The 26,809-nt window shown below is 61.0% G+C and carries 23 protein-coding genes; 20 read left to right on the plus strand and 3 right to left on the minus strand.

The window, feature by feature from the left end; genetic code table 11:
• Positions 1 to 3: 3 nt before the first annotated feature.
• From ACL9RI_RS24870 to ACL9RI_RS24910, 9 genes are all read left to right on the plus strand, one after another.
• Positions 4 to 687, plus strand: a complete 684-nt coding sequence (locus tag ACL9RI_RS24870) for a phosphoribosylanthranilate isomerase (protein ID WP_422729154.1) — start codon at positions 4 to 6, stop codon at positions 685 to 687.
• The gene (gene trpB / locus ACL9RI_RS24875) at positions 680 to 1,930 is read left to right on the plus strand and encodes a tryptophan synthase subunit beta (protein ID WP_422729155.1); all 1,251 of its coding nucleotides are present in this window, start codon (positions 680 to 682) and stop codon (positions 1,928 to 1,930) included. The genes ACL9RI_RS24870 and trpB overlap by 8 nt, the downstream gene beginning before the upstream one ends.
• A gap of 100 nt (positions 1,931 to 2,030) precedes the next feature.
• Positions 2,031 to 2,828 (plus strand): tryptophan synthase subunit alpha, encoded by a 798-nt coding sequence (gene trpA, locus ACL9RI_RS24880; protein ID WP_422729156.1) that lies wholly within the window; start codon positions 2,031 to 2,033, stop codon positions 2,826 to 2,828.
• A 188-nt stretch (positions 2,829 to 3,016) separates the two neighbouring features.
• Complete coding sequence (accD, locus tag ACL9RI_RS24885) at positions 3,017 to 3,889, plus strand: acetyl-CoA carboxylase, carboxyltransferase subunit beta (RefSeq protein WP_183675865.1); 873 nt, start codon at positions 3,017 to 3,019, stop codon at positions 3,887 to 3,889.
• A 114-nt stretch (positions 3,890 to 4,003) separates the two neighbouring features.
• On the plus strand, positions 4,004 to 5,302 hold the full coding sequence (folC, locus tag ACL9RI_RS24890) for a bifunctional tetrahydrofolate synthase/dihydrofolate synthase (RefSeq protein ID WP_422729157.1): 1,299 nt from the start codon (positions 4,004 to 4,006) through the stop codon (positions 5,300 to 5,302).
• A gap of 24 nt (positions 5,303 to 5,326) precedes the next feature.
• The gene (locus ACL9RI_RS24895) at positions 5,327 to 6,325 is read left to right on the plus strand and encodes an SPOR domain-containing protein (protein ID WP_422729158.1); all 999 of its coding nucleotides are present in this window, start codon (positions 5,327 to 5,329) and stop codon (positions 6,323 to 6,325) included.
• 41 nt (positions 6,326 to 6,366) lie between these two features.
• Positions 6,367 to 6,855, plus strand: a complete 489-nt coding sequence (locus ACL9RI_RS24900; protein ID WP_183675868.1) for a CvpA family protein — start codon at positions 6,367 to 6,369, stop codon at positions 6,853 to 6,855.
• Positions 6,856 to 6,894: 39 nt separating this feature from the next.
• Complete coding sequence (purF, locus tag ACL9RI_RS24905; protein WP_183675869.1) at positions 6,895 to 8,418, plus strand: amidophosphoribosyltransferase; 1,524 nt, start codon at positions 6,895 to 6,897, stop codon at positions 8,416 to 8,418.
• A gap of 108 nt (positions 8,419 to 8,526) precedes the next feature.
• Entirely contained in the window at positions 8,527 to 9,768 is a 1,242-nt protein-coding gene (locus ACL9RI_RS24910; RefSeq protein WP_422729159.1) for a cystathionine gamma-synthase family protein, read from the plus strand.
• Positions 9,769 to 9,968: 200 nt separating this feature from the next.
• Here ACL9RI_RS24910 and lexA read toward each other — a convergent pair whose 3' ends face one another.
• Positions 9,969 to 10,607, minus strand: coding sequence for a transcriptional repressor LexA (gene lexA / locus ACL9RI_RS24915; protein ID WP_422729160.1), 639 nt, complete (start codon positions 10,605 to 10,607; stop codon positions 9,969 to 9,971).
• 253 nt (positions 10,608 to 10,860) lie between these two features.
• Here lexA and rpsF point away from each other — a divergent pair, with 253 nt between their 5' ends.
• The 7 genes from rpsF (at position 10,861) to ACL9RI_RS24950 (ending at position 15,698) form a co-directional block, all read left to right on the plus strand.
• Positions 10,861 to 11,247, plus strand: coding sequence for a 30S ribosomal protein S6 (rpsF, locus tag ACL9RI_RS24920; RefSeq protein WP_183675872.1), 387 nt, complete (start codon positions 10,861 to 10,863; stop codon positions 11,245 to 11,247).
• Between the two features lie 18 nt (positions 11,248 to 11,265).
• On the plus strand, positions 11,266 to 11,589 hold the full coding sequence (priB, locus tag ACL9RI_RS24925; protein WP_422729169.1) for a primosomal replication protein N: 324 nt from the start codon (positions 11,266 to 11,268) through the stop codon (positions 11,587 to 11,589).
• A 1-nt stretch (position 11,590) separates the two neighbouring features.
• Complete coding sequence (gene rpsR / locus ACL9RI_RS24930) at positions 11,591 to 11,881, plus strand: 30S ribosomal protein S18 (protein ID WP_010400024.1); 291 nt, start codon at positions 11,591 to 11,593, stop codon at positions 11,879 to 11,881.
• 27 nt (positions 11,882 to 11,908) lie between these two features.
• Positions 11,909 to 12,364, plus strand: a complete 456-nt coding sequence (gene rplI, locus ACL9RI_RS24935) for a 50S ribosomal protein L9 (RefSeq protein ID WP_422729161.1) — start codon at positions 11,909 to 11,911, stop codon at positions 12,362 to 12,364.
• Between the two features lie 157 nt (positions 12,365 to 12,521).
• A complete protein-coding gene (locus tag ACL9RI_RS24940) occupies positions 12,522 to 13,907 on the plus strand; it encodes a replicative DNA helicase (RefSeq protein ID WP_034750488.1) in 1,386 nt (461 codons plus the stop codon).
• A gap of 109 nt (positions 13,908 to 14,016) precedes the next feature.
• Positions 14,017 to 14,643 (plus strand): DUF47 domain-containing protein, encoded by a 627-nt coding sequence (locus ACL9RI_RS24945; RefSeq protein WP_183675874.1) that lies wholly within the window; start codon positions 14,017 to 14,019, stop codon positions 14,641 to 14,643.
• A 44-nt stretch (positions 14,644 to 14,687) separates the two neighbouring features.
• Positions 14,688 to 15,698, plus strand: a complete 1,011-nt coding sequence (locus tag ACL9RI_RS24950) for an inorganic phosphate transporter (RefSeq protein WP_183675875.1) — start codon at positions 14,688 to 14,690, stop codon at positions 15,696 to 15,698.
• A gap of 57 nt (positions 15,699 to 15,755) precedes the next feature.
• Here the strand turns inward: ACL9RI_RS24950 and ACL9RI_RS24955 are convergent, their stop codons facing one another.
• Together ACL9RI_RS24955 and ACL9RI_RS24960 are read right to left on the minus strand one after the other, a co-directional pair.
• The gene (locus ACL9RI_RS24955; protein WP_422729162.1) at positions 15,756 to 15,926 is read right to left on the minus strand and encodes a hypothetical protein; all 171 of its coding nucleotides are present in this window, start codon (positions 15,924 to 15,926) and stop codon (positions 15,756 to 15,758) included.
• Between the two features lie 79 nt (positions 15,927 to 16,005).
• Complete coding sequence (locus tag ACL9RI_RS24960; RefSeq protein ID WP_422729163.1) at positions 16,006 to 16,896, minus strand: MBL fold metallo-hydrolase; 891 nt, start codon at positions 16,894 to 16,896, stop codon at positions 16,006 to 16,008.
• Positions 16,897 to 17,074: 178 nt separating this feature from the next.
• On the opposite strand from ACL9RI_RS24960, the gene ACL9RI_RS24965 reads away from it, so the two are divergent.
• The 4 genes from ACL9RI_RS24965 to ACL9RI_RS24980 all read left to right on the plus strand — a co-directional run.
• The gene (locus ACL9RI_RS24965; protein WP_422729164.1) at positions 17,075 to 18,697 is read left to right on the plus strand and encodes an HD domain-containing phosphohydrolase; all 1,623 of its coding nucleotides are present in this window, start codon (positions 17,075 to 17,077) and stop codon (positions 18,695 to 18,697) included.
• 65 nt (positions 18,698 to 18,762) lie between these two features.
• Positions 18,763 to 20,961, plus strand: coding sequence for a CHASE2 domain-containing protein (locus ACL9RI_RS24970; protein ID WP_422729170.1), 2,199 nt, complete (start codon positions 18,763 to 18,765; stop codon positions 20,959 to 20,961).
• Positions 20,962 to 21,120: 159 nt separating this feature from the next.
• Positions 21,121 to 22,731 (plus strand): ShlB/FhaC/HecB family hemolysin secretion/activation protein, encoded by a 1,611-nt coding sequence (locus ACL9RI_RS24975; RefSeq protein WP_422729165.1) that lies wholly within the window; start codon positions 21,121 to 21,123, stop codon positions 22,729 to 22,731.
• A 16-nt stretch (positions 22,732 to 22,747) separates the two neighbouring features.
• Positions 22,748 to 26,809: beta strand repeat-containing protein (locus ACL9RI_RS24980; protein WP_422729166.1), on the plus strand; the 4,062-nt coding region annotated here is incomplete at its 3' end.

A 26,809-nucleotide genomic window follows, 5' to 3' on the forward strand; every position in this document is an offset into this window, starting at 1 on the left:
GCCATGCCACGCACACGCATCAAGATTTGCGGCCTGACCCGCGCTGACGATATCGCCGCCGTCGTCGCGGCCGGCGCCGACGCCATCGGTTTCGTGTTTTATCCGAAAAGCCCGCGCTACGTGACGCCGGAGCAGGCCGCAGCGTTGATCGCCGCCATTCCGCCGTATGTCAGCACGGTGGGCCTGTTCGTCAACGCCAGCGTGGAAGATGTGCAAGCGGCCTTGGCGGTGGCGCCCCTGTCGCTGCTGCAGTTTCACGGCGATGAAACGCCGGAACATAGCGCCGCGCTGGCCGCTGCGGTCAATCGGCCCTTTACGCAAGTGTTCCGCGTCAAACCTGACAGCCGTGGTGAAGATTTGCTAGAATATGAGCAGCGCTATCGCGCCGCCAGTCCCTTGTTTGCCAGCCTCTTGCTGGACACTTATGTGGATGCCTACGGTGGTGCAGGAAAGGTATTTGATTGGTCTCTCATCCCAAAAGAGCTCGCGCCTCGGGTCGTTTTAAGTGGTGGCTTGAGCGTACAAAACGCGACTGACGCAGTGGTGCGCGTGCGCCCTTACGCCGTCGACATCAGCAGTGGTGTCGAAGCGTCCAAGGGCATCAAGGACGCATCCAAGGTCCGCGACTTTATCTGCGCGGTACAGGATGCCGATGCCATCATTGCCAGAGGATCACCCCATGACTGACCAAATCAAAGACAGTGGCGCCGCCGCTGCATTGTTTCACGCCGCCGATTACCCATTTCCCGACGTACGCGGCCATTTCGGCCCGTATGGCGGCTCTTTCGTTGCCGAAACGCTCACGCACGCGCTGGCCGAACTGAAAGACGCCTATGCGCGCTACAGCGCCGACCCGGAATTCCTGGAAGAATTCCGTTACGAACTCAAGCATTTTGTGGGCCGCCCTTCGCCGATCTACCACGCCAAGCGCTGGTCCGAGCAAGCCGGTGGCGCGCAAATCTATTTCAAGCGCGAAGACCTGAACCACACGGGTGCGCACAAGATCAACAACGTGATCGGCCAGGCCTTGCTGGCCAAGCGCATGGGTAAGCCTCGCATCATCGCCGAGACGGGCGCCGGCCAGCATGGCGTGGCGACAGCCACCATCTGCGCCCGCTTCGGCCTGGAATGCGTGGTCTACATGGGCAGCGAAGACGTCAAGCGCCAGGCGCAGAACGTGTACCGCATGAAATTGCTGGGCGCGACCGTCGTGCCGGTCGAGTCCGGTTCCAAGACCCTCAAGGATGCGCTGAACGAAGCCATGCGCGACTGGGTCACCAACATTGAAAACACTTTTTATATCATCGGCACGGTGGCAGGGCCGCACCCGTACCCGATGATGGTGCGCGACTTTCAGTCCGTGATCGGCGAAGAGTGCCTGGTGCAAATGCCGGAAATGACGGGCCGCCAGCCTGATTATGTGCTCGCCTGCATCGGCGGCGGCTCGAATGCCATGGGCATTTTTTACCCGTACATCGACCAGAAAGATGTAAAACTGATCGGCGTGGAAGCGGCGGGCGAGGGCCTGGACACGGGCAAGCACTCGGCGTCATTGACGGCCGGCTACCCTGGCGTGCTGCACGGCAACCGCACCTATCTGTTGCAGGACGAGAATGGCCAGATCATCGAGACGCACTCCGTCTCGGCTGGCCTCGACTATCCTGGCGTGGGGCCCGAACATGCGTGGCTGAAAGATTCGGGCCGCGCGCAATACGTCTCGATCACCGATGAAGAGGCGCTGCAGGCCTTCCACGACTGCTGCCATATCGAAGGCATCATCCCGGCGCTGGAATCGTCGCATGCGCTGGCGTACGCGGCCAAGCTGGCGGCCACCTTGCCGAAAGACCAGATCGTACTGGCCAACCTGTCGGGCCGTGGCGACAAGGACATGCACACCGTGGCGGAACGCATGGGACTCAATTTCAGCTGATATCCAGTTGACCTTTGATAACTGCCGGGGTCAGACCCGGCGGGACTCGGCGTCCCCATCTGACCCCAGCCTTCAAATTCCTTCAGAAGAGAGTTGCACCATGTCCCGTATCCCCACCACCTTTGCCAATTTAAAATCCCGTAACAAGACCGCCCTGGTCACGTTTATTACCGCCGGCGATCCCGGCCCTGACGCTACCGTGCCGCTGATGCATGCGCTGGTCGAAGGCGGCGCCGACGTGCTGGAGCTGGGCGTGCCGTTTTCCGATCCGATGGCCGAAGGCCCCGTGATCCAGCGCGCCTGCGAGCGCGCCCTGAAATTCAATATCGGCATCCACGATGTATTTGACTACGTGCGCCAGTTCCGTCTGACCAACCAGACCACGCCGGTGGTGCTGATGGGTTATGCCAATCCGATCGAACGCATCGGCAGCGCCGCTTTTATTGCCGCCGCACAAGCAGCAGGCGCCGATGGCGCCATCGTGGTCGATTATCCCCCCGAAGAATGCGAGGAATTCGCTAGCGCCATGCGGGCAGCGGGCCTGGACCTGATCTTCCTGCTGGCGCCGACCTCGACCGAGGAACGGATACAGCAAGTGGCCAAGGTTGGCGGCGGCTTCAGCTATTACGTATCGCTGAAAGGCGTCACGGGTGCAGGTAACATTGATACGGAACAGGTAGCCGAACGTCTCGCAGCCATCCGCCAGCATGTAAAATTACCTATTGGCGTGGGTTTCGGCATCCGCGATGCGGCAACCGCCCAGGCCGTTGCCAAGGTGGCCGATGCGGTCGTGATCGGCAGCCGCATCATCCAGGAAATCGAAAATGCCCCGGCGGGCGGCGCGGCGGACGCCGTGCGCAGCTTTACGGCAGGCATACGCGCAGCGCTGGACGCCTGAGCAATCTTGTATTTTAGGCACTCCTGTGCGGCGGCAAAGTTCGACAGCCCGGCGATAAACGGCTACACTTCGGCCACTGATTTGTAAGCAATAGATAAAATTCGGGGCGGCGCCCTCTGTGTTTGCCGCCCTTTTACCGTCTGCCGGGGACATTGACCGATGTCCCGCTTATGGCCCAAGGAGAAAATATGAGTTGGTTGGAAAAACTGCTGCCACCGCGCATACAGCGCTCTGACGCTGCCGCGCGCAAAACCATGCCGGAAGGCTTGTGGGTCAAGTGCCCATCGTGCGAAGCCGTGCTGTACCGCACCGATCTGGAATCGAACCTGCACGTCTGTCCAAAATGCGACCACCACATGCGTATCCGCGCGCGTGAACGCCTGGACAGCCTGCTCGACGCGGGCGGCCGTTATGAAATTGGCCAGGAAATCCTGCCAGTCGATACCTTGAAGTTCAAAGACAGCAAGAAATACCCGGATCGCCTGAAATCGGCCATGGAAGCCACCGGTGAAACGGATGCGATGGTCGTCATGGGCGGCGCCATCATGAGCTTGCCAGTGGTGGTGGCGTGCTTCGAATTCGAATTCATGGGCGGCTCCATGGGCTCCGTGGTCGGCGAGCGCTTCGTGCGCGGCGCGCAGATCGCGCTGGAACAGAAAGTGCCATTCATTTGCATCACCGCCACCGGTGGCGCGCGCATGCAGGAAGGCTTGCTGTCGCTGATGCAGATGGCCAAGACTACGGCCATGCTGACCAAGTTGTCGGAAAAGAAATTGCCATTCATCAGCGTGCTGACCGACCCGACCATGGGCGGCGTGTCCGCCTCGTTCGCCTTCATGGGCGACGTGGTGATCGCTGAACCGAAAGCGCTGATCGGCTTTGCCGGCCCGCGCGTGATTGAAAACACCGTGCGTGAAAAATTGCCGGAAGGCTTCCAGCGTTCCGAGTTCCTCGTCACCAAGGGGGCGGTGGACATGATCGTCGACCGCCGCAAGATGCGCGAAGAAATCGCCCGTCTGCTGGCCCTGTTGCAAAACCAGGCTGCCGAGGTTCTGGCTTAAAGCGGTTTCATTCCTTTAAGCAACTCTTAATTTGTTGATCGCCACGTCGCGGCGCGCTAGCGGATACACTATCTGTTTGCGCGCCGCGCGCCATTTCACCGTCCCTTATCTCCTATGCAAAACCTCCCTACGACCTTGCCGGCATGGTTGACCATGCTGGAAACCCGTCATTCCGAAACCGTGATCAACATGGGCCTGGAACGCGTGCTGGAAATCAAGCAGCGCCTGGCGCTGGCGTTTTCCTGCCCCGTCATCATGGTGGCCGGCACCAATGGCAAGGGTTCCACCTGCGCCATGCTCGAATCGGTCTTGCTGCGCGCCGGCTACAAGGTCGGCCTGTACATCAAGCCGCACTTTCTCGATTTCAACGAGCGGGCCCGCATCGGTGGCGAAATGGCCAGCGATGAACAATTGATCGCCAGCTTCAATGCCGTCGAAGCGGTGCGCGGCGATATTCCGCTGACGTATTTTGAATTCACCACCCTGGCCATCATGCATCTGCTGGCGGGCGCCGGGCAAGACGTGGTGATCCTGGAAGTGGGCCTGGGCGGCCGCCTGGATGCGGTCAACATCGTCGATGCCGACGTGTCCATCGTGACCAGCGTCGATATCGACCACACGGAATTCCTGGGCGACACGCGCGAAGCGATCGGCTTTGAAAAGGCCGGTATTTTCCGTCCGGGCAAGGCTGCCATCTGCAGCGACCCCGTGCCGCCGCAGTCGCTGATCGACCATGCCGAGGCGATCGGCGCCGACCTGTGGCTGATGGGCCGCGACTTCAACTATGCGGGCGACAAGCAGCAGTGGAATTATGGCGGCCGCGAACAGCGCCGCAATTCGCTGGCTTACCCAAGCTTGCGCGGCGCCAACCAGATCCTCAATGCCTGTGCCGTGCTGGCCGCGCTGGAAGTGTTGAAATTGCAATTACCGGTCGGCGCGCAGGAAGTGCGCACGGGCCTGGTGACGGTGGAACTGCCAGGCCGCTTCCAGGTCTTGCCGGGCCGCCCCAGCGTGATCCTCGACGTGGCGCACAACCCGCACGCCGCTTCCGCACTGAACCAGAACCTGGGCAATATGGGTTTCCACCCGTACACCTATGCGGTTTTCGGTTCCATGCATGACAAGGATATCGATGGCGTACTGGCTGCCATGTCGGAACATGTCGATCACTGGTGCCTGACGGGCCTGCCTTCGCCGCGCGCAGCCACGGCTTCGGAACTGGCAGCCAAGGTGCAGATCTTGCTGGAAGATAAACCTGATAGCAGCGAGCATACCGTGTCTATTTTTGATGAACCTGCACAAGCTTTTGCAAATGCAATGAGTCGGGCCGGTGAGAATGATAGAATTGTGGTCTTTGGATCTTTCCTCACCGTTGCCGGTGTGATGAAGGCCCGGAAATCCTCACTACACTGACACACACTCGACTGAAAATCACGCATGGGCTTGTTCTCGAAACTATTTAAAAACAAGCAAGAATCCTCTGGCGAAGACAGCGGCTTTTATGTCCCTGGCGAAGCCCAGGCGACTAACCGCAAGCGCGCCGCCAACACTTCGGGTGGCGGCGGTTCGCGCCGTGGCGGCAAGGAAGCGCCGGACCCGGCCTTGCCAGAGAAAAAACGCGCGCGCCGCCGCCTGATCGGCGCCGTCGCCCTGGCCTTGGGGGTGGCCATCGGCCTGCCGATGCTGCTCGACTCGGAGTCGAAGGCGCCCGTCAACGATATCGCCATCGAGATTCCGTCGAAAGATAAACCGGCGGCAGCGCCTGCACCCTTGCCAGCGCAGCCAGCCCAGGCGGCCGCTAACGACCAGGGCCTGGACCAGTCCGAAGAAATCGTCGATACGCCAGCGCCGGCCAGGGCCAAGCCTGCTGCGCCGGTCCCGGCGCCGGCACCGGCACCCGTGCTGGCTGCTGCCGCACCAGCCAAGCCGGAGTATCTGGAGCCGAGGATAGAGGCCAAGCCGGAACCGAAGCCGGAGCCCAAGCCTGTCAAGCTTGAGCCGAAGCCGGAACCGAAGCCAGAGCCCAAGCACGAAAAACCCGAACCCAAGCCGGAATCGAGGCCCGAGCCGAAGCCCGAGCCGAAAGTGGAAAAACCAGCCAAGCCGGCCCAGTCCAGCGACGATGCGGCGCGCGCGCTGGCGATCCTGGAAGGCAAGCCGGTCAGCCAGGCCGCCAAGCCGCAGGACAAGCCGCACGACGCTGCTGGCGGCAAGTTCGTGGTGCAGGTTGCCGCGCTGGCCACGCAAGACAAGGTCAACGAATTGCAGGATAAATTGCGCGACGCGGGCATCAGTTCCTATACGCAAAAAGTGTCCAGCGCGTCCGGCGAGCGCATCCGCGTGCGCGTAGGGCCATCGGGCAGCCGCGAAGACGCGGAAAAGACACTGGCCAGGCTGCAAAAGCTGGGCCTGGGCGGCAGCGTGGTAGCGCAGTGATCCCTGTGGCCTGCGTGACATTACAACAAGGTTGAGCGCGCGTGACGATCTTCGATTACCTGGTGCTGTTCGTGCTGGTGACCTCGGTGCTGATCAGCACCATGCGCGGCCTGGTCAAGGAAATGCTGTCGCTGGTCAGCTGGGTGGTGGCATTCGTGATTGCCAACGCCTATGGCGCGACCCTGGCGAAATTCCTGCCGGAAGCCGTGCCAGGCGAAGCCATCCGCTTGCTGCTGGCCTTCGTGGTGCTGTTTATCGGCGTGCGCATCCTGATGGGATTGCTGGGCATGACGGTCGACGCGCTGGTCAAGGTGACGGGCCTGAGCCTGGCCGACCGCACCCTGGGCAGCCTGTTCGGCGTGGCGCGCGGCCTTGTGATTGTGCTGACCGTCGTCATCTTGTGCGGCATGACCTCCATTCCCCAGCAGCCGTTCTGGAAAAACGCGCTGCTCAGCCCGCTCGCCGAACAGGGCGCGCGCTCCGTCAAGCCTTATCTGCCTGTCGCGTATGCGCAGCATGTGAAATTTTGAAATTTTTTTAAAATCAGTAGCACAGTTTAGGAGCACACCATGTGTGGCATCGTCGGCGTCGTTTCCCATCAACCTGTCAATCAATTGCTCTATGACGCATTGTTGCTTCTGCAACATCGCGGCCAGGACGCGGCAGGGATTGCGACCAATCACAGCAGTATGTTTTCCATGCACAAAGCCAATGGCCTCGTGCGTGATGTCTTCCGCACGCGCAACATGCGTTCGCTGCAAGGCAATTCCGGCATCGGCCACTGTCGTTACCCGACGGCCGGTTCGTCGAGCGAAGAGGAAGCACAGCCGTTTTACGTGAATGCGCCGTTCGGCATCACCCTGGCGCACAATGGCAACCTGACCAACTGGGAACAGTTGAAACAGGAGATGTTCAAGAACGACCGCCGCCACATCAATACCGATTCCGATTCGGAAGTGCTGCTGAACGTGCTGGCGCATGAAATCCAGAAGGCCACCACCGGCCTGATGCTGGACCCGGAAGCCATCTTCAAGGCGGTGACCGTGTTGAACCGCCGCGTCAAGGGCGGCTACGCTGCCGTGGCGCAAATCGCCGGCGTGGGCTTGCTGGCCTTCCGCGATCCGCATGGCATCCGTCCCTTGTGCCTGGGCATCAATGAAACGGAGCAGGGCATCGAATACCTGATCGCCTCCGAATCCGTGGCGCTGGAAGGCATGGGCTTCCGCTTCGTGCGCGATATCGCCCCGGGCGAAGCCGTGTTTATCGATGCAGACAAGCAATTGCATAGCGCCCAGTGCGCCGACAATGCCAGCCTGAACCCTTGCGTGTTCGAATTCGTCTACCTGGCCCGTCCCGATTCCGTGATCGACGGCGCTTCCGTGTACGCCACGCGCCTGAAAATGGGCGAATACCTGGCTGAAAAGATCCGCCGCGAATTGCCGGAGGGCGGCATCGACGTGGTCATGCCGATTCCCGACTCGTCGCGTCCGGCCGCCATCCAGTTGGCCCTGGCGCTGAACATCGAATACCGCGAAGGCTTCATCAAGAACCGCTACATTGGCCGTACCTTCATCATGCCGGGCCAGGCAGCGCGCAAGAAATCCGTGCGCCAGAAGCTCAACGCGATTCCGTCCGAATTCAAGGATAAGGTCGTGCTGCTGGTCGATGATTCCATCGTGCGCGGCACCACCAGCCGTGAAATCGTGCAGATGGCGCGTGAGGCGGGCGCCAAAAAGGTCATCTTTGCCTCGGCCGCGCCCCCGGTGATCTTCCCGAACGTGTACGGCATCGACATGCCGACCCGCGACGAGCTGATCGCCTATGGCCGCACGACGGAAGAAGTCTGCCGCGAAATCACGGCCGACTACCTGGTCTACCAGGATATCGATGCATTGAAGCAAGCGATTGCCGACGTGAATCCGGCCCTGACCAACTTTGAAGCGTCGTGCTTCGATGGCGTCTACGTGACGGGCGACGTGTCGCAGGAATACCTGGACCGCCTGGAATACGCGCGCCACCATCCGAAGGCGGCCGCGCCCGAAGACACCCCGCGTTCCCAGCTGAACCTGAACCTGGCGACGACGGAAGCGTAATATTCTGCCCGGCCTGCGCGCCGGGCTTTTTTTCGGGGTCAGACCCGCCGGGTCTGACCCCAGCATTTGCTTTAGGGTTAAGTAGCAAGCGTATCTGGAACTTTCATCATGACAACAAAAAAAACATACGGCTTCACCACCACCATCTTGCATAACGACCGCCGCAAGGGCATCGAACATGGTTCCCTGCACAAGCCCGTGCATACCTCGGTTGCCTTCGGTTACAGCGATGCGCGCCAGCTGGCGTCCGTGTTCCAGGGCAAGGAGCCAGGCTTCCGTTATGGCCGCCAGGGCAATCCCACCGTCTCTGCGCTGGAAGACAAGGTCAACAACATGGAAGATGGCCTGGCGACCCTGTGTTTCGCCACCGGCATGGGCGCCATCGGCGCCATCGTGCAATCGTTGCTGCGCGCGGGTGACCAGGTGGTGTCGTCGGCCTTTTTGTTTGGGAATACCAACAGCCTGTGGCAAACCGTCACGGGGCAGGGCATAGACGTCGCCTTTGTCGATGCTACCGATGTGGCCAACGTGGCGGCGGCGATCACGCCCGCCACGCGCATCGTGTTTGTGGAAACCATCGCCAATCCGCGCACGCAGATCGCCGACCTGAAAAAAATTGGCGACCTGTGCCGTGAAAAGGGTATTTTGTACGTGGTCGATAACACCATGACCACGCCCTACCTGTTCCGCCCGAAAGCAGTCGGTGCGGGGCTGGTGGTCAATGCACTGACCAAGTCGATCGGCGGCCACGGCAACGCATTGGGCGGCAGCCTGACCGATACCGGCGTGTTCGACTGGACCCAGTACCCGAATATTTTCGAGAATTACAAAAAAGCGGCGCCAGCCCAGTGGGGCATCGCGCAAATCCGCGCCAAGGCCCTGCGCGACTTCGGCGCTTCGCTGGGACCGGAAGCGGCGCACCACATCTCCGTGGGCGCAGAAACCATGGCCTTGCGCATGGACCGCACCTGCTCCAACGCGCTGGCCTTGGCGACCATGCTGGCGGCCGATCCGCGCGTGGCGGCCGTGCATTACCCTGGCCTGGCGGGCCATCCACAGCATGGCATCGCCAGCGAGCTGTTCCGCAGCTATGGTTCGCTGTTCAGTTTTGAACTGAAAGACGGCATCGATTGCTTCGATTTCCTCAATCGTTTGAATCTGGCGATTCCCGCCAGCAACCTGGGCGACACGCGCACCCTGGTGATCCCCGTCGCCCACACGATTTTTTATGAAATGGGCGCCGAGCGCCGCGCCAGCATGGGCATCGCCGAATCGTTGATCCGTGTTTCAGTTGGTATTGAAGACGAGGCGGACTTGCTGGAAGACTTCCGTCAGGCGCTGGACGTATAAAACGTCCGGGCAATAAAAAAGGGCCGCAACAGCCATGTTGCGGCCCTTTTTTGCTCGCGATATGGCAACGTTGCCGCGCCTTCAGAAACCGTAGCGAGCAAGCCCGATATCGGGTTGAGTAGCGCAGCCATACATTCGGTATGGCGAGCAACGGATGCCCGAGAGTGGGCTGCGCAGTGGGTTTATGAAGGTGTGCCCAATCAGTGCCAGCTGCGCATCAGTCCGACTGCGAGACCTTCCAGGGCAAACTCATCTTCCGGCGAGACGGTAATCACCTTGAAGTCCGGGTTTTCCGGGAACAGTTCGATCATGGCGCCAGTCTTCTTGTAGCGCTTGACGGTGACTTCGTCGCCGATGCGGGCCACCACGATCTGGCCATTCTTGGCACTGTCGATCTTTTTGACGGCCAGCAAGTCGCCATCCATGATGCCGGCGTCGCGCATGGACCAGCCGCGCACTTTCAGCAGGAAGTCGGGTTTGGCCGAGAACAGGGCCGGGTCGACGTTGTAGCTCGCTTCCAGGTTTTCTTCTGCCAGGATGGGCGAGCCGGCCGCCACCCGGCCGATCAGCGGCAGGGACATCAGCAGCGCGGCCGGTACCTTGGCCGGCAGCGGTTCGGCTGCGGCGGCGCCGATCAGGCGGATGCCGCGCGACGTGCCGGGCGAAATTTCGATGGCGCCCTTGCGTGCCAGCGCCTGTAAATGCTCTTCGGCCGCATTGGCCGATTTGAAACCCAATTCGGTGGCGATCTCGGCGCGGGTCGGTGGGAAGCCCGTGTTTTCAATCGCGTCCTTGATCAGGTTCAGGATTTGTTCTTGTCGTGCTGTCAGCTTGATCATGGGGTTGGGGGCATCGTGAAATGCTGTCTATATGAACAGTCTGTATTTTTGTACAGTATCGCCGACTATGCAAGTCTATTTCAGGCTTTTTGACGGATTTTCCAGGAAAACTGTCGGCGCGGCAGTGTTGGCGGGCGCGAAACAGGGAATGGTTGAATAGTTTGCCAAGAGCGGTTATAATCTTCGGCTGACCTTCCCACACTCGTCTTGACGCCGAGGTGGGCGATTATCAATCCGACCTGAAGGAGTTTGCATGCGTCATTATGAAATAGTCTTTATCGTCCATCCGGACCAAAGCGAGCAAGTGCCCGCGATGATCGAACGCTACAAAGCCAGCGTAACCACCCGCGGCGGTTCGGTACACCGCGTGGAAGATTGGGGCCGCCGTCAAATGGCTTACTCGATCCAGAAACTGCCTAAAGCACACTACATCTGCCTGAACATCGAATGCGACAACGAGACCCTGGTCGAGTTGGAAACAGCATTCAAATTCAATGATGCCGTGTTGCGTCACCTGACCGTTAAAATGAAGAAAGCTGAAACAGCTCCTTCGCCGATGATGAAATCGGTACAACGTGAAGACGCGGCCAAAAGCCACCGCACCGAAGCACCAGCAGCTGCTCCAGCCGTCGCCGCTTAATTCTTGACAGGACCTGCGCTGAACCAGCTACAAGTTACCGCCATCATTGCCGAGCGCGAAACATTGCGCTACACCCCGGCAGGCGTGCCGATTGTGAATGCAGTATTGCAACACAGTTCGCAGCAAATGGAGGCCGGTATTGCCCGTTTGACCGAGTTTGAACTTGCCGCGCTTGCCGCTGGCGAAATTTCAGGCCGCTTCAGTCAGGCAAGCTTGGGCGGTGTGTATCAGTTCACAGGTTTTCTGGCCAGAAAAAGCCGCAACAGCAAGAGTTTGGTGTTTCACATCATTGATTTTAGTGCAGTCACAGTGACTAGCGCATTTTTAGATACAGGAGCCTGACATGGCATTCGGTAAAAAGTTCGACAAAAATAAGCTCAAGCTTAAAGAAAAACGCAAACAGCAAAACCCATTGTTCAAACGTAAGAAGTTCTGCCGCTTCACCGCAGCACACGTTGAACAAGTCGACTACAAAGACGTCGATACGCTGAAAGATTTCGTCCAGGAAAATGGCAAGATCATGCCAGCACGCCTGACCGGTACCAAAGCGCACTACCAGCGCCAAGTTGACACCGCAATCAAGCGCGCACGCTTCCTCGCGCTGCTGCCATACACCGATCTGCACCACGCTTAATCGGTCAGATATCCCTGGAGAAGAACTATGCAAATCATTCTGTTAGAAAAAGTTGTTAACGTCGGTAACCTCGGCGAAGTCGTCAAAGTTAAAGACGGTTACGCACGTAACTTCCTGATCCCACAACGCCTGGCACGTCGTGCTACGGCTACCGCTGTGGCTGAATTCGAAGTCAAGCGCGCTGAACTGGAAAAAGCTGCTGCTGCTAAACTGGCTGCATCGCAAGCTCAAGGCGAAAAACTGAACGGCCTGACCGTTCAAGTTGCTCAAAAAGCGGGTGTGGATGGCCGTCTGTTCGGTTCCGTCACCAACTTCGACATCGCTGAAGCGCTGAGCAAGCAAGGTTTTGCTGTTGAAAAAGCACAAATCCGTATGCCTACCGGCCCGCTGAAAGTTGTTGGCGAGCACAACGTTTCGGTTGCTCTGCACACCGACGTTGTTGTAGAAGTTGTTATCGCTGTCGTCGCTGACGCGAACGCGTAATCGTCTGCGGGCTCGTCCCGCAAGCGTTGCCGCATGATGAAAAGCCGGGCTTGCCCGGCTTTTTTGTCGTCTGTTTTTTGTATATTTGTCGTGACTTTTTCGCTGATTTTCAGCCCTTTTTTTTTGCCTTGACGCCGAAGCAGGTATAATTCGCGCCATGAACGCCCCCTCAGATCCACAACTGGATTCCCTCCGTATTCCGCCGCATTCGATCGAAGCAGAACAATCCGTCATCGGCGGCCTGCTGCGCGACAATGCTGCGTATGACCGCATTGCCGACTTCATGCATGCGGAGGATTTCTATCGCTATGACCATCGCATCATCTTCGAGCAAATCGTCAAGATGGTGAACGCTTCCAAGCCAGCCGATGTCATTACTGTCTTTGAAACCCTGACCCAGCTCGGCAAGGCCGATGACGTGGGCGGACTCGCTTACCTGAACGCCATGGCGCAAAACACGCCATCGGCCGCGAATATCCGGCGCTATGCCGAGATCGTGCGCGACCGTGGCGTGCTGCGCAAGCTCATCACGGTGGCCGACGATATCTCGGGCACGGCCTTCAGCCCGCAAGGCAAGGAAGTCAAGCAGATGCTCGACGAGGCCGAATCGAAGATTTTCGCGATTGCCGAAGAGGGCGCCCGCGGCGCCCAGGGCTGGACCGCGATCCAGCCGCTGCTGACGCAGGTGGTCGAGCGCATCGACGAACTGTACAGCCGCGACAACCAGAGCGAAATCACGGGCGTGCCCACCGGTTTCATCGACCTCGACCGCATGACGTCCGGTTTGCAACCGGGCGACCTGGTGATCGTGGCCGGCCGTCCATCGATGGGTAAAACGGCGTTTTCCGTCAATATCGGCGAAAACGTGGCGATCGACAGCGGCTTGCCGGTCGCCGTGTTCTCGATGGAGATGGGCGGCGCCCAGCTGGCCATGCGTATGCTGGGCTCGGTCGGCCAGCTCGACCAGCACCGTCTGCGGACTGGCCGCCTGAACGACGAAGACTGGCCGCGCCTGACCAACGCGATCCAGAAGATGAATGACGCGCAGCTGTACATCGATGAAACGCCGGCGCTGAACTCGATCGAGCTGCGCGCCCGCTCACGCCGCCTGTCGCGCCAATGCGGCAAGCTGGGCCTGATCATCGTCGACTACTTGCAGCTGATGTCGGCCAACACCCCCGGCGACAACCGCGCCACCGAGATTTCCGAGATTTCGCGGGGCTTGAAAGGCCTGGCGAAAGAACTCGGTTGCCCCGTGATCGCGCTGTCCCAGCTGAACCGCTCGCTGGAGCAACGCCCGAACAAGCGTCCCGTGATGTCGGACTTGCGCGAATCGGGCGCTATCGAGCAGGATGCCGACGTGATCCTGTTCATTTACCGCGACGAAGTCTACAACCCCGACTCGCCCGACAAGGGCACTGCCGAAATCATTATCGGCAAACAGCGTAACGGCCCGATCGGCAGCATCCGCCTCACCTTCATGGGGCAGTACACCAAATTTGGCAATTACAGTGGTGGCCTGGCGCTTTATCAAGGTGACTAAGCAAGGCGACTAGCACAGAGCAGCACTGCTAATTCCATTGGCCGCCCCCGCAAAACGGGGGCGGCTTTCTGTAGTAAATAACACGACTCAATGCTTAACGGAGAATGACATGTTTGGACGCTTGATGCCCACTGAGGGCAAGTTTTTTGAATTGTTTAACCAGCACGCAGAACTGTGCGTTAAAGGCGCAAAAGAGATGCTTGGCCTGATGACCAATTTCGATGACCTGGAAAACCGCGTGCATGCGATCGAAAGCATTGAGAAACAGGCGGACAAAGTCACCTACGCCACCGTGGAAATGCTGCACAAGACCTTCATCACGCCGATCGACCGTGACGACATCCACCAGCTGATCACGCGCCAGGATGACATCCTGGACTTGCTGGAAGATGCGGCCCAGACCGTTTCCCTGTATGACTTGAAAGCCGTCACGCCAGAAGCCAAGCGCCTGGCCGAACTGGTGCTGGCCTGTACCGAGAAAGTACGCGACGCTGTTGCCCTGCTGCACAATATGGATAACTCGCGCAAGATCGTTGCCATCTGCGAAGAGATCGACCGCCTGGAATCGGATGCCGACCATGTGATGCGCGCCGCCATGTCCAAGCTGTTCCGCGACGAACCGGACGTGCGCAACCTGATCAAGCTGAAAGCGATCTACGAAATTCTGGAAACCGTGACCGACCGTTGCGAAGATGTGTCCAATATCATCGAAGGCATCATCGTCGAAAACGCGTAAGCGTTGGGCATGTCCTGAACCAGAATCAGAAAAGAATATAAACAATGACCATACAAATCAGCATCTACGTGCTCGGCCTGTTGATCGCCCTGGCGCTGCTGTTTGACTTCATGAACGGTTTCCACGATGCCGCCAACGCGATTGCGACGGTGGTCTCGACGGGCGTATTGAAACCGCAGACGGCCGTTGCCATGGCCGCGACCTTCAACTTTGTCGCCATTTTCATCTTCCACCAGCTGACCGTGGCCGCCACGGTGGGCAAGGGCACGATCGACCCGACCGTGGTCGACCAGTACGTGATTTTCGGCGCGCTGATGGGCGCCATCTTCTGGAACCTGTTTACCTGGTACTACGGGATTCCCTCGTCGTCCTCGCACGCGCTGATCGGCGGCCTGGTGGGCGCCGCTGTCGCCAAGTCGGGCACGGGCGCGCTGGTCTCGGCCGGCCTGTGGAAAACCGTGGCCTTCATCGTCATCTCGCCTTTGCTGGGCTTTATCTTCGGCTCCATCATGATGCTGATCGTGTCATGGGTGTTCGTGCGCTCGACGCCGCGCAAGGTCGATAAATGGTTCCGCCGCCTGCAATTGTTTTCGGCCGCAGCCTACAGCCTGGGCCACGGCGGTAACGATGCACAAAAAACCATCGGCATCATCTGGATGCTGCTGATCGCCGCCGGCTACTCCAGCGCAGCGGACTCGATGCCGCCGCTGTGGGTGATCATCTCGTGCTACACGGCCATCAGCTTCGGTACCCTGTTCGGCGGCTGGCGCATCGTCAAGACCATGGGTCAGAAGATCACCAAGCTGAAACCGGTCGGCGGCTTCTGCGCCGAAACGGGCGGCGCCATTACGCTGTTCCTGTCGACCGCGCTGGGTATCCCCGTCTCGACGACGCACACCATCACGGGCGCCATCGTCGGCGTCGGCTCCTCGCAAAAAATGTCGGCCGTACGCTGGGGCGTGGCAGGCAACATCGTCTGGGCCTGGATCTTCACGATTCCTGCGTCCGCGTTTGTTGCCGCCATCGCGTGGTGGATAGGCCACCATATCATGTAAGGCGCCTCTGCCAAATAGTATTAAAAAAGGAACCGCAAGGTTCCTTTTTTTTTCCGCTTACTGGCCCCGCGGTCCCTTGTCGCCGCCTTGGTGTTTCTTCAGGCCATCGTTCTGGCGGATCGCGCCTTTATCCTGTTCGGCTTGCTGGCGGATCTTGTTGGCTTCCTGCTCGGCTTGCAGGTGTTCCTGCTGCTGCTGTGCGCGTGGAGTATCGTTGGTCTTGCTCATGGCGCTCTCCTTTAATGATGAGGTTTCATCATGCCGTGTCGTGTTCCAGTCTACCGTTCGTTGTGCAACACAGTGCCGCTTAAGCCAGCGCCACCGTCAAGCCCTCATACGCCAAAAACACTTGCAAGCCGTCCAGCCTGTCCTGATAGCGGGCCTGCACGTCAGCGAACACGGCTTCGAGCTGTTCATCGCTGCGGGTCGGTTCGTGGTGGGTGCAGTACAGGCGGCGGGCGCCGCAGCGCAGGGCCAGCTCAAAAGCGGCGTCGAATGTGCCGTGGCCCCAGCCTTGCTTGTCCGGGTATTCCTCGCGCGTGTACGAGCAATCCATGATCAGCGCGTCGACGCCGGCCAGCATGGTGTCGATGCAGGCCTGGCGGCGGGCGTTGTGTTCGGCGCAAGGAGCATGTTCGGGGTGGCCGGACGGGTAGGGGTTGTAGAACGGTTCGTGGTCGCCGCTGAAGAACAGCGAACTGCCCGCGCAGTCGATGCGGTAGCCGAGGTTGACCACCGGGTGGTTCATCTGCACGCCGCGCACGCGCGCCTGGCCGACCATGACGGTGTCGTCTTCGGCCACGGTACAGTATTCGATGCTGGCCGCCATGGCCGCTTCGCTGACGGGAAAATAACTGCTTTGCAGCTGCACCGCCATCACGTGTTCGATGCCGCGTCCGCTCACGCTGTCGAGCGCGCCATGCAGGCGGACCCGGTTGCCGGCCACGAACAGTGGTGTAAACATGGGCAGGCCGTGGATATGGTCCCAGTGGCTGTGCGTGATGAAGATGTGCGCATCGACGCGCTGGCCTGGCGGCAAGTGTTGCGCCAATGAAAAGATACCGCTGCCCGCATCGAGGATGATCAGCTCATCGTCATTGCTGCGCACCTCGATGCAGGTGGTATTGCCGCCATAACGTGCCGTGCGGGGGCCAGGGGAGGGGATAGAGCCGCGGACGCCCCTGAACGTAAATTTCATGCAATACCTTGTTACTGTGTAATGACTGTTGATTCTATTCTAATCAATATGTTCAGTGCCAACATTTATTGATGCCGCAACACAGTAAGTTATTTCAATTTGTTGCGGTTAATCAATGTACAGTGCGGCAAACCAGCAGTTACACTGGCGCCTGTTCCTTATCTTCCTAGCGCCCACCATGCCGCAGTTGCATCCTGAGAAAATCGCCCACAGACTGGAGCAGTTGACCGAACTGAGCGTCGCTCTCGGCCATGGCCTGGGCGGCCAGGGGCATGATATCGCTCCCTTGCTGCAGCGCATCGTGCTGCTGGCAAAGAGCATGAGCGGCGCCGATGGCGCGACCCTGTACCGGCCCGCCGTGAACGGGCGCCAGCTCGATTTTCATATCAGCGTCAACGATAGCCTGGGGATCGGTCTCGATAGCGACATCGGCGTGCCTGGCGTGCCCCTGTTCGATGTGCAGGGCCAGCCTAACCTGGCCTCGGTGGCGGCCTATGCGGCCCATATGCGCCGCTGCGTGAATATTGCCGACGTGTATCGTGACGACGCCTTCAATTTTTCCGGCATGCAGGCTTTCGACCGCCACCATGGCTACCATACGCAATCGATATTGACGGTGCCCATGGGCGACCATGAAGGGGACTTGATCGGCGTGCTGCAACTGGTCAATGCCAAGGATGAAGCCACCGGCCAGGTGCGGGCGTTTTCCGCCACCGACCAGCGTTTCATCGAAGCGCTGGCGGCGCAGGCGGGCGTGGCGCTGACCAACCAGCAACTGATCCTGCAGCTGGAAGAACTGCTGGAATCCTTGGTCAAGCTGATCAATATCGGCATCGATGAAAAGTCGCCTTACACGGGCCGCCATTGCCAGTTCGTGCCGGAACTGACGATGCTGCTGGCCGATGCGGCGCACGCCACCACAAGCGGGCCGTTGGCCGGGTTTCGCCTGAGCGACAATGAGCGCAAGCAACTATGGCTGGCCGGCATGCTGCACGATTGCGGCAAGATCACCACGCCCGTGCACGTGGTCGACAAGGCCACCAAGCTGGAAACCATCTTTGACCGCATTGCCCTGATCGACACGCGGTATGAAGTGCTGCTGCGCGACGCCGAGATCGCGGCGCTGCAGCGCCAAATCACGCATCCCGACCAGGCCGACGCGATTGCTGCGGCGCTGGCCGGCGAGCAGGTGGCCTTGCGTGAAGAGCGCGATTTTATCCGCCGCGTCAATATCGGCAGCGAGGGGATGGCCGAGGCAGACCAGCAGCGCGTGCGGCAGATCGCGCGGCGCCGCTGGCGTGCAGCCGATGGCGAGTTGCACGACTTTCTCGACGCTGACGAGACGGAAAACCTGACCATCCGTTTCGGCACCTTGACGGCGGCCGAGCGGGCCATCGTCAACAACCATATCAGCGTCTCGATCCGCATGCTCGAAGCGCTGCCCTGGCCGAAACACTTGCAGAAGGTGCCCGAATACGCGGGCGGCCACCATGAGCGCATGGATGGCAAGGGCTATCCGCGCGGCCTGACGAAGGAACAGATGTCGGTGCCGGCGCGGCTGATGGCGATTGCCGATATTTTTGAGGCGCTGACGGCGCGCGACCGGCCCTATAAAAAAGGCAAGTCGCTGTCCGAATCGCTGCGCATCCTCGGCAATTTCAGTCTGAATGGCCATATCGACCCCGACCTGTTCGATGTGTTTATCCGCAGCAAGGTGTACCTGGCCTTTGCTGAAAAACATATGCATCCCAGCCAGATCGATGTCGTCGACGAGGCGGCGATTCCCGGATATACGCCGTGAGGGCGGCCCTGGCCGGCCAACTGAAAAAATACGCTGCACGCTGGCTGGCCGGCCTGGTGTTGACCATGCTGGCGGCCAGTCTCAGTATCGGCCTGGCCGATAGCGCAACGATTACCCGGCTCGATGCGATGCTGAGCGACTTGCGCATGCGTGCCGAACCGGCCGTGCTGGACCGGCGCATCGTGATCGTCGACATCGATGAAAACAGCCTGACCCGCATCGGCCGCTTCCCCTGGAGCCGCGATATCCAGGCGCAGCTGGTGACGCAGCTGACGCGCCACTATGGCGTGGCGGCGCTCGGTTACGATATCTCGTTCCCGGAAGCCGACACCAGTTCCGGTTATGCCGTGCTGGAAAAGCTGGCGCAGCATGAACTGGCCGGCGTGCCCGGTTTTGAGGCCCAGCTGGCAAAACTCAAGCCCGGGATGGATTACGATGGCTTGCTGGCGCAAGCGATGCGCGGCCAGCCGGTGGTGCTGGGTTTTAATGTATCGGACCAGCAAAAGAAGGGCGTGCTGCCGGCGCCTGCGTTCACCGTGGCAAGCCTGAACGGCCGTGCTGTCACGGCGTTTTCGGCGCGCGGTTACGAAGCCAATATTGCGCAGTTGCAGAATGCTGCCAGCGGCGCCGGCATCTTTACGGCGCTGACCGATACCGATGGCGTGGTGCGCTCGTCGACCTTGCTGCAGCGCATAGGCGACGCTTATTATCCTTCGCTGTCGCTGGCCACGGCCGCCGTGTACCTGCAGGCGCGTGCGATCGCGCCGCATTTCATGCAAAATGCCGACAGCATGTCGGCCGCCGAACTGGCCAATGGCGGCCTCGATCAATTACTGATGTTCACGCCGCAGGGCCCGCGCGCCATCCCGGTGGGCGAGGCGCTGACCACCACCGTGCAATACCGGGGCAGCGGCGGGCCGTCGGGCGGCGCATTCACCTATGTCTCGGCAGCCGATGTGTTGCAGGGCAAGGTCGCGCCAGCCCTGCTGCAAGGAGTGATCGCCCTGGTCGGCACCAGCGCGCCGGGCTTGAACGATGTGCGCGCCACGCCCGTCAATGCCGAATATCCGGGGGTGGAAGTGCACGCCAACCTGATCAAGTCCATCCTCGATGGCCGCTTCAAGTCGCGTCCCGATTATGCGCTGGCGATCGAACTGGGACAGGTGCTGCTGGCAGGCCTGGTGCTGGCCGGCGCGCTGGCGGTGCTGTCGCCCGCCTGGTCCATGCTGCTGGCGCTGGGCGCGCTGGGCGCCGCCCTGGGCTTCAATCTGTATCTGTACCGGGTGCAGGATATGCTGGTCGATAGCGCGCTGGTGCTGTTGCTGATCGTCGCGCTGTTCATTTTGAACGTCGCCTGGGGCTACTTTTTCGAAGTGCGCAAGGGCCGTGCGCTGGTGGCCCGTTTCGGCGAATATGTGGCGCCCGAACTGGTGGCCGAAATGGCCGATAACCCGCAGCGCTACACCATGGAAGGCGAGAGCCGCGAACTGACGGTGCTGTTTGCCGACGTGCGCGGTTTTACGGCGATCTCGGAAAACATGGCGCCGGCAGCCTTGCGCGAATACATCAATCTCTACCTGACGGCCATGTCGGAAGATATCCGCGACAGCCATGGCGGCACCCTGGACAAATACATCGGCGACGCCGTGATGGCGTTCTGGGGGGCGCCGCTGGCCTTTGCCGACCACGCCAGCCGGGCCGTCGCCAGCGCCTTGCTGATGCAGCACAGTGCGGCCCGTTTGAACCGCGAGTTCATCGCGCGCGGCTTGCCCGCGCTGCAGATCGGCATCGGCATCAATACAGGGCTGATGCATGTGGGCGACATGGGCTCGCGCATCCGCCGCGCCTACACCGTGATGGGCGACAGCGTGAACCTGGCGGCGCGCCTGGAAGGCAGCAGCAAGGTGTATGGCGTGGGTATCGTGGTGGGCGCCGCCACGCGCGCGGCCGCGCCGCAATTCCTGTACCGCGAGCTGGACCTGGTGCGGGTGCAGGGCAAGCAGGATGCGGTGGCCGTGTTTGAGCCGCGCGGCTTGCTGGCCGAGGCCAGCCCGACCGAGCTGGCGCAGCTGGCGCGCTGGCATGCGGCGCTGGCCTTGTTGCGCGCGCGCGACTGGGCGGGCGCGTCGGACTTGCTGGCGCAATTGCAGGCGGAGGCGCCGCAAGACGGCCTGTATCGCGTCTATGCGGCGCGCCTGACGCATTACCGGGACAACCCGCCAGCTGCCGGCTGGGATGGCGTGACGGTATTGAACAGCAAATGAACCGGCGTGGCGTGAAAATTTTGTTAAAACCTTAGAAATTTCTGACTGGAAACTGAAAGCCGTCTAAAATTTGTCTTCAATCAATTGCAGGACAGACAGTGTCGCCGCTGCCCGCGTGCGCGGCCGCCGTCCTGTCCTGTTACACAAGAAATCCTTCACATGAATTATCGTATGGTGCACCTGCTTGCGGGTTCCGCGCTGCTGCTCGCCGTCGGCGCCGCTGGCGCTGCGGCACCCCAGGATCAAGCGGTAGAGCTGGCCGCCGAACAAGGCGTGCCGCATTTCGACATCCTCCAGTTTGACGTGCAGGGCAACACCTTGCTTTCTCCCGCGCAAATCCAGGCCTTGCTGGCGCCGTTCACGGGGCCCGGGCGTGATTTCGGCGCCATCGCGCGCGCCGTCGAGACACTGGAAAATGCCTATCGTGCGCGTGGCTATGGTGCGGTGCAAGTGCAATTGCCGGAACAGGAACTCGAACGCGGCGTGGTGCGCCTGCGGGTGCTGCAAACGCCGCTGGCCCAGGTCTTGATCAGCGGCAATCACCATGTGGATGAGGCCAATGTGCGGCGCGCCCTGCCGGCCTTGCAGGAGGGCCAGACGCCGAATCTGCCGGCCCTGTCGCAAGGCCTGAAGCTGGCCAATGAAAATCCGGCCCGCAAGCTCGAGGTCAAGCTGCAGGCCGGCGAGGCCGATGACACCATCGATGCGCTGGTGACGGTGGCCGATGAGCGGCCCTGGAAAGCCATGCTCAACCTCGATAATACGGGCGCGCAGCAGATCGGCAAGACCCATGCGGGCGTGTTGTTGCAGAATGCAAATTTATGGGGCCGCGACCATGTGGCGAGCCTGCAATACACGACCAGCCTGGAAAAACCGGACAAGGTGGGCGTGTATGGTGCCGGCTATCACTTGCCCCTGTATGCGCTGGGCGACTCTCTCGATTTCTTTGCCAGCTATTCGAACGTCAATTCGGGCAGCATTTCGGCCGGCATCTTTGACCTGGCCGTCAGCGGCCAGGGCGCCATGGCAGGCATCCGTTATAACCAGAACTTTGCCCGCAGCGCCGATTTCGAACCCAAGCTCGTGTATGGCATCGACTACAAGGCTTACCGCAACAGCGTGCAATTGTTCGGCATGGAACTGGGCGACGACGTGAGCGTGCATCCGCTCAGCGTCAGTTACATCGGCAATTGGACCGTGCCAAATGGCGAAAGCAATCTGGCGCTGACCCTGGCACACAATCTGCCGGGGGGGAAACACGGCACGCAAACCGATTTCAACCGCGTGCGGGCCGGCGCCAAGGCCGCCTACACCACCTTGCGCCTGAGCGCCAGCATGGCCCGCGTGACGCTGAGCGACTGGCAATGGCGCGGGCTGCTCAATGCCCAGCTGACCTCCGATGCGCTGGTGCCGGGCGAGCAGTTCGGCGTGGGCGGCGCCTCGTCGGTGCGGGGCTTCGAAGAGCGCGAGGTAGCCAACGATGGTGGCGCCAGCCTCAACCTGGAACTGTACACGCCCAGCTGGTGCGGACATGCCATCGGCTACCAATGCCGGGGACTGGCCTTTTATGACACGGCCTGGGTGCGCCGCAACCACGGCTTGCCCGGCGAAAGTATTTCCCAGGGACTCAGCAGCGCAGGCCTGGGCATGCGTTTGCTGCTGAGCAGTTATGCGAATGTGCAAGTCGATTATGCCCATGTCATCGACGCCGGCGACACGGCAAGGCGCGGCGCCAACCGCCTGCATTTCCGCCTTTCCCTGGCCTATTAGATCCTGGATGGACATTATGAACAAGCAACTCCCCCCTTTCCACGCCAGCGCGTCCCCTGCCTATGCTCCGCCATTGCGCCGCACGGCGCTGGCCCTGCTGATCGCCACCTGTTTTGGCACGGCCCACGCCAATCCGGCCTTGCCGCAAGTGGTCAATGGCCAGGCCACTTTTAACCAGCAAGGCAATGTGTTTTCGATTACGAACACGCCCAATACCATCATCAACTGGCAGAGTTTTTCCATCCACGCCGGTGAGATCACGCGTTTCATCCAGGAAAACAGCAATAGCGCCGTGCTGAACCGCATCACGGGCCAGGACCCCAGCAAGATACTGGGCACGCTGGAATCGAACGGCAAGGTGTTCCTGATCAATCCGAACGGCATCGTGTTCGGCCAGGGCGCCAGGGTCGATGTGCAAGGCCTGGTTGCGTCTAGCCTGGGGATGTCGAATGAGGATTTCCTGGCCGGCAAGCGCCAGTTTACGGCCGGCACGGTAGCCGGCGCTGTCAGCAATGCGGGCGCCATCCAGGCAGCCAAGGGCGGGCAAGTGCTGCTGATTGCGCCCAATGTGGAAAACACCGGCATCATCACGGCGCCGAACGGCGATGTGATCCTGGCGGCCGGACGCAGCGTGCAACTGGCCGATGCCGGTAATCCGGACTTGCGCGTGCTGGTCTCGGCGCCTGCCGACCAGGCCCTGAACCTGGGCAGCATCATCGCCCGCGGCGGCAGCATCGGCATGGCGGGCGCGCTGGTCAGCCAGCGCGGCGTGCTCAATGCCGATAGCGCGGTGGTCGGCGAAAATGGCAAGATCGTCTTGAAGGCCAGCGGCCAGAGCGTGTTGTCGGCTGGCAGCGTGACGACCGCCACGGGCGCGGGCAAGGGCGGCGAGATACAGGTGCTGGGCGACCAGGTGGGCCTGTTCGGCGACGCCAGGGTGGACGCCAGCGGCCAGCAGGGCGGCGGTACGGTCTTGCTGGGCGGCGATTACCAGGGCAAGAACAGCGCCGTGCAAAATGCACGGCAAGTGGTGGTGGGCAAGGATGCCAGCATCGCTGCCGACGCCATCGGGCAGGGCAATGGCGGCAAGGTGATCGTGTGGGGCGATGAATCGACCCGCATGCACGGCAGCATTTCCGCGCGCGGCGGGGCAGCCGGCGGCAATGGCGGCTTCGTGGAAACCTCTGGGCATTACCTGGCTGTCGATGGCGCCACGGTCGATACGCGCGCCCGCTCGGCGCAGGGCAAGACGGGCGACTGGCTGCTCGACCCGTATGACATCAACGTGGTGGCCGGCAATGGCGGCTCGCTGGGCAGCGTCGACGAATTTGGCGACCTGCCGGTGACGGGCGCCACCACCATCGGCGCCGACCAGATTTCCAACGCGAGCAGCAATGTCGTGCTGCAGGCGCAGAACGATATCAATATCAATGCCGCCATCGCCATCACGCAGGCGAACGTGGGCTTCAAGGCGCAGGCGGGCAATAGCATCAACGTCAACAATGCGATCAGTACCAATGGCGGCGCACTGGTCTTGTCGGCCAACGACAACGGCGGTTCGACGGCGCAGGGCAGCTCGGCCGTGCTGAATCTCAATGCGGCCGTCGCCAGCCAGGGCGGCAATGTGTCGCTGACGGGCGCCGACATTATCTTTGGCGCGGCTGGCAGCGTGAATCTCGGCGCCGGCAATGCGACCTTGCACGCAAATAAATTTGATGGGAAGATTAATCTCAACGGTAGCGGCGGGCAAATCACCGGCACGGGTGCGGCGGGGCAAACCGTCTCGCTGCAGGCCGACAATATGAACTTGCAGGGCGGCGTGGCGCTGGGCGGTGCGGCGGGCGGCGGCGCGGTGAGCCTGTCTGCGGAATCGGCGGGGCGCCAGATCAGCCTCGGCAGCAAGACGGCAGGAAAGCTCAGCCTGTCCGGCGCCGACCTCAATGCGGTGTCTGCAGGAACCTTGACCATCGGCAATGCCAGCATGACGGGGGCGATAGGCGTCGACCAGGCGGTGACGGTGGCCAGCGGCGCCACGGGACCGGGTACGCTGGTGTTGCAGACGGCGGGCGGCGTGGCGATTGCCAATGCGCTGAGCGTTGCCGGCAACTTGAGCGTGAATACGAGCGGGGCCGTCAGTGCGGCGGGCGCCGTCACGGTGGGTGGCACCTTCAACCTGGTCAAAGGAAACTGGTCGCAGAACGCCGCCAGCTTGCCAGCCTTTTCCGCCAGTAATTTTGTCATCGGCACTGGCACGGGCACCAGCTTTTTGCGCACGACGGGCGGTACCGGCAGTAGCGGGAATCCCTACCTGATCAGCGATATTTACGGATTGCAAGGTATCGCCAGCCTGGACCTGGGCAATAGCTACCGCCTGGTGAACAATATCGACGCCAGCGGCACGGCCAACTGGAATGGCACCAGCGGCTTTGTGCCGATTGCGGGCGGCAGTGGCCGCTACAGCGGCATTTTCGATGGCGGCGGCTTTGCCATCAGTAATCTGAAGATCGATGGCGGCGCCGGGGCGACCTGGCCGACAGGCCTGTTTGGCACCTTGCATGGCGGCACCCTGCGCAACCTGGCCCTGAACGGCGGCAGTGTAGCCGGCGCCGCCAATGTGGGCGCGCTGGTGGGCAATGTCATGGGCGGCAGCACGATCGATAATGTGAGCAGCAGCGCCGCTGTCAGCGGCCAGAGCAATGTTGGCGGCCTGGCTGGCACGAATGCGGGCACGATCACCCGTTCCGGCAGCAGCGGCAGCGTCACGGGCGTCAATGTCAGTGGCGCCGGTGCGATTGGCGGCCTGGTGGGCCAGAATACTTCGGAAGGACGCATCAGCACGTCCTATGCCACCGGCACGGTGACGGGCGCGCGCGAAATGGTCGGCGGTCTGATCGGCAATAACCTGGGCGTGCTGGCGCAATCCTATGCCACCGGCAACGTCAGCGGAGGACGCAACATCGGTGGCCTGGTGGGATCGAACGGTGGCGGCATCGACGATTCTTACGCCACGGGCGCCGTCGGCGGGGCAGCCAATGCCGACCCCGGCCTGGCAAAGGAAAATATCGGTGGCCTCATCGGCGAAAGCACGGGCCGGGTCAGCCACGTGTTCAGCAGCGGCCAGGTCAATGGCGCTGGCTATGCCAACGTGGGCGCCGTGGCGGGCAGGGTTGCCAATGGTTCGCCCTTCGGCTACAGCTTTTTCAATTACGAAACGTCCGGCGTGCAAACCGATGCGGGCGGTTCGACCGGCCGCAGCACGGCGCAGATGATGCAGGGCGGCAGTTTCAACGATTTCGATTTCAGCAGTGTCTGGCGCATCTATGACGGCTATACGACGCCGATGCTGAAGGCTTTCCTGAAACCGTTGACAGTCACCGTATCAGGCAATACTACCAGCAAGGTCTACGATGGCCAGCTGGCCAGCTTCGATGGCGCGCTCGCTTACCTGGGCTTGCTCGATGGCGACACGGCGGCCAATGGTGCGCTGGCTTACCAGTCGGCGCGCAATGTGGGCAGCTATGGCTTGACGGGCCTGTGGTCGACCAAGTACGACATCACCGTGGCTGGCACCACCTCGCTGACCATCACGCCGCGTGTATTGACGGTGAGCGTGGGCGGCAGCAAGGTCTACGATGGCCTGCTGGGTTTTGATCAAGCCAATTTTACCCTTGGTAATGTGGTGGTGGGCGACAACATCGGCGTCAGCGGCAGCGCCGTATTCCTCGACAAGAATGCGGGCACGGGCAAGGCCGTGCATGTCAGCGGCCTCAGCCTGGAAGACAATGCGCTGGGCAACTACAGCCTGGCTGCCACCACGTTCGACGGCACGGCCGATATCGTCGCCCGTACCCTGAACCTGAACTTTACGGGTATCAACAAGACTTATGACGGCACTACCTCGGCTGGCGTGATCATCGGCGATGACCGCATCGCGGGGGACGCCCTGACGGTGGCTGGCAGTGCCAGCTTTGCCGACAAGAATGCTGGCACGGGCAAAACCATCAGCGTGAATGGCGTCGGCGTGACGGGCGCCGATGCGGGCAACTATGTGCTCGGCAGCCACAGCGGCAGCACCACG

It is taken from the genome of Janthinobacterium sp. Mn2066 (genome assembly GCF_049319705.1).
Taxonomy (GTDB): Bacteria; Pseudomonadota; Gammaproteobacteria; order Burkholderiales; family Burkholderiaceae_D; genus Janthinobacterium.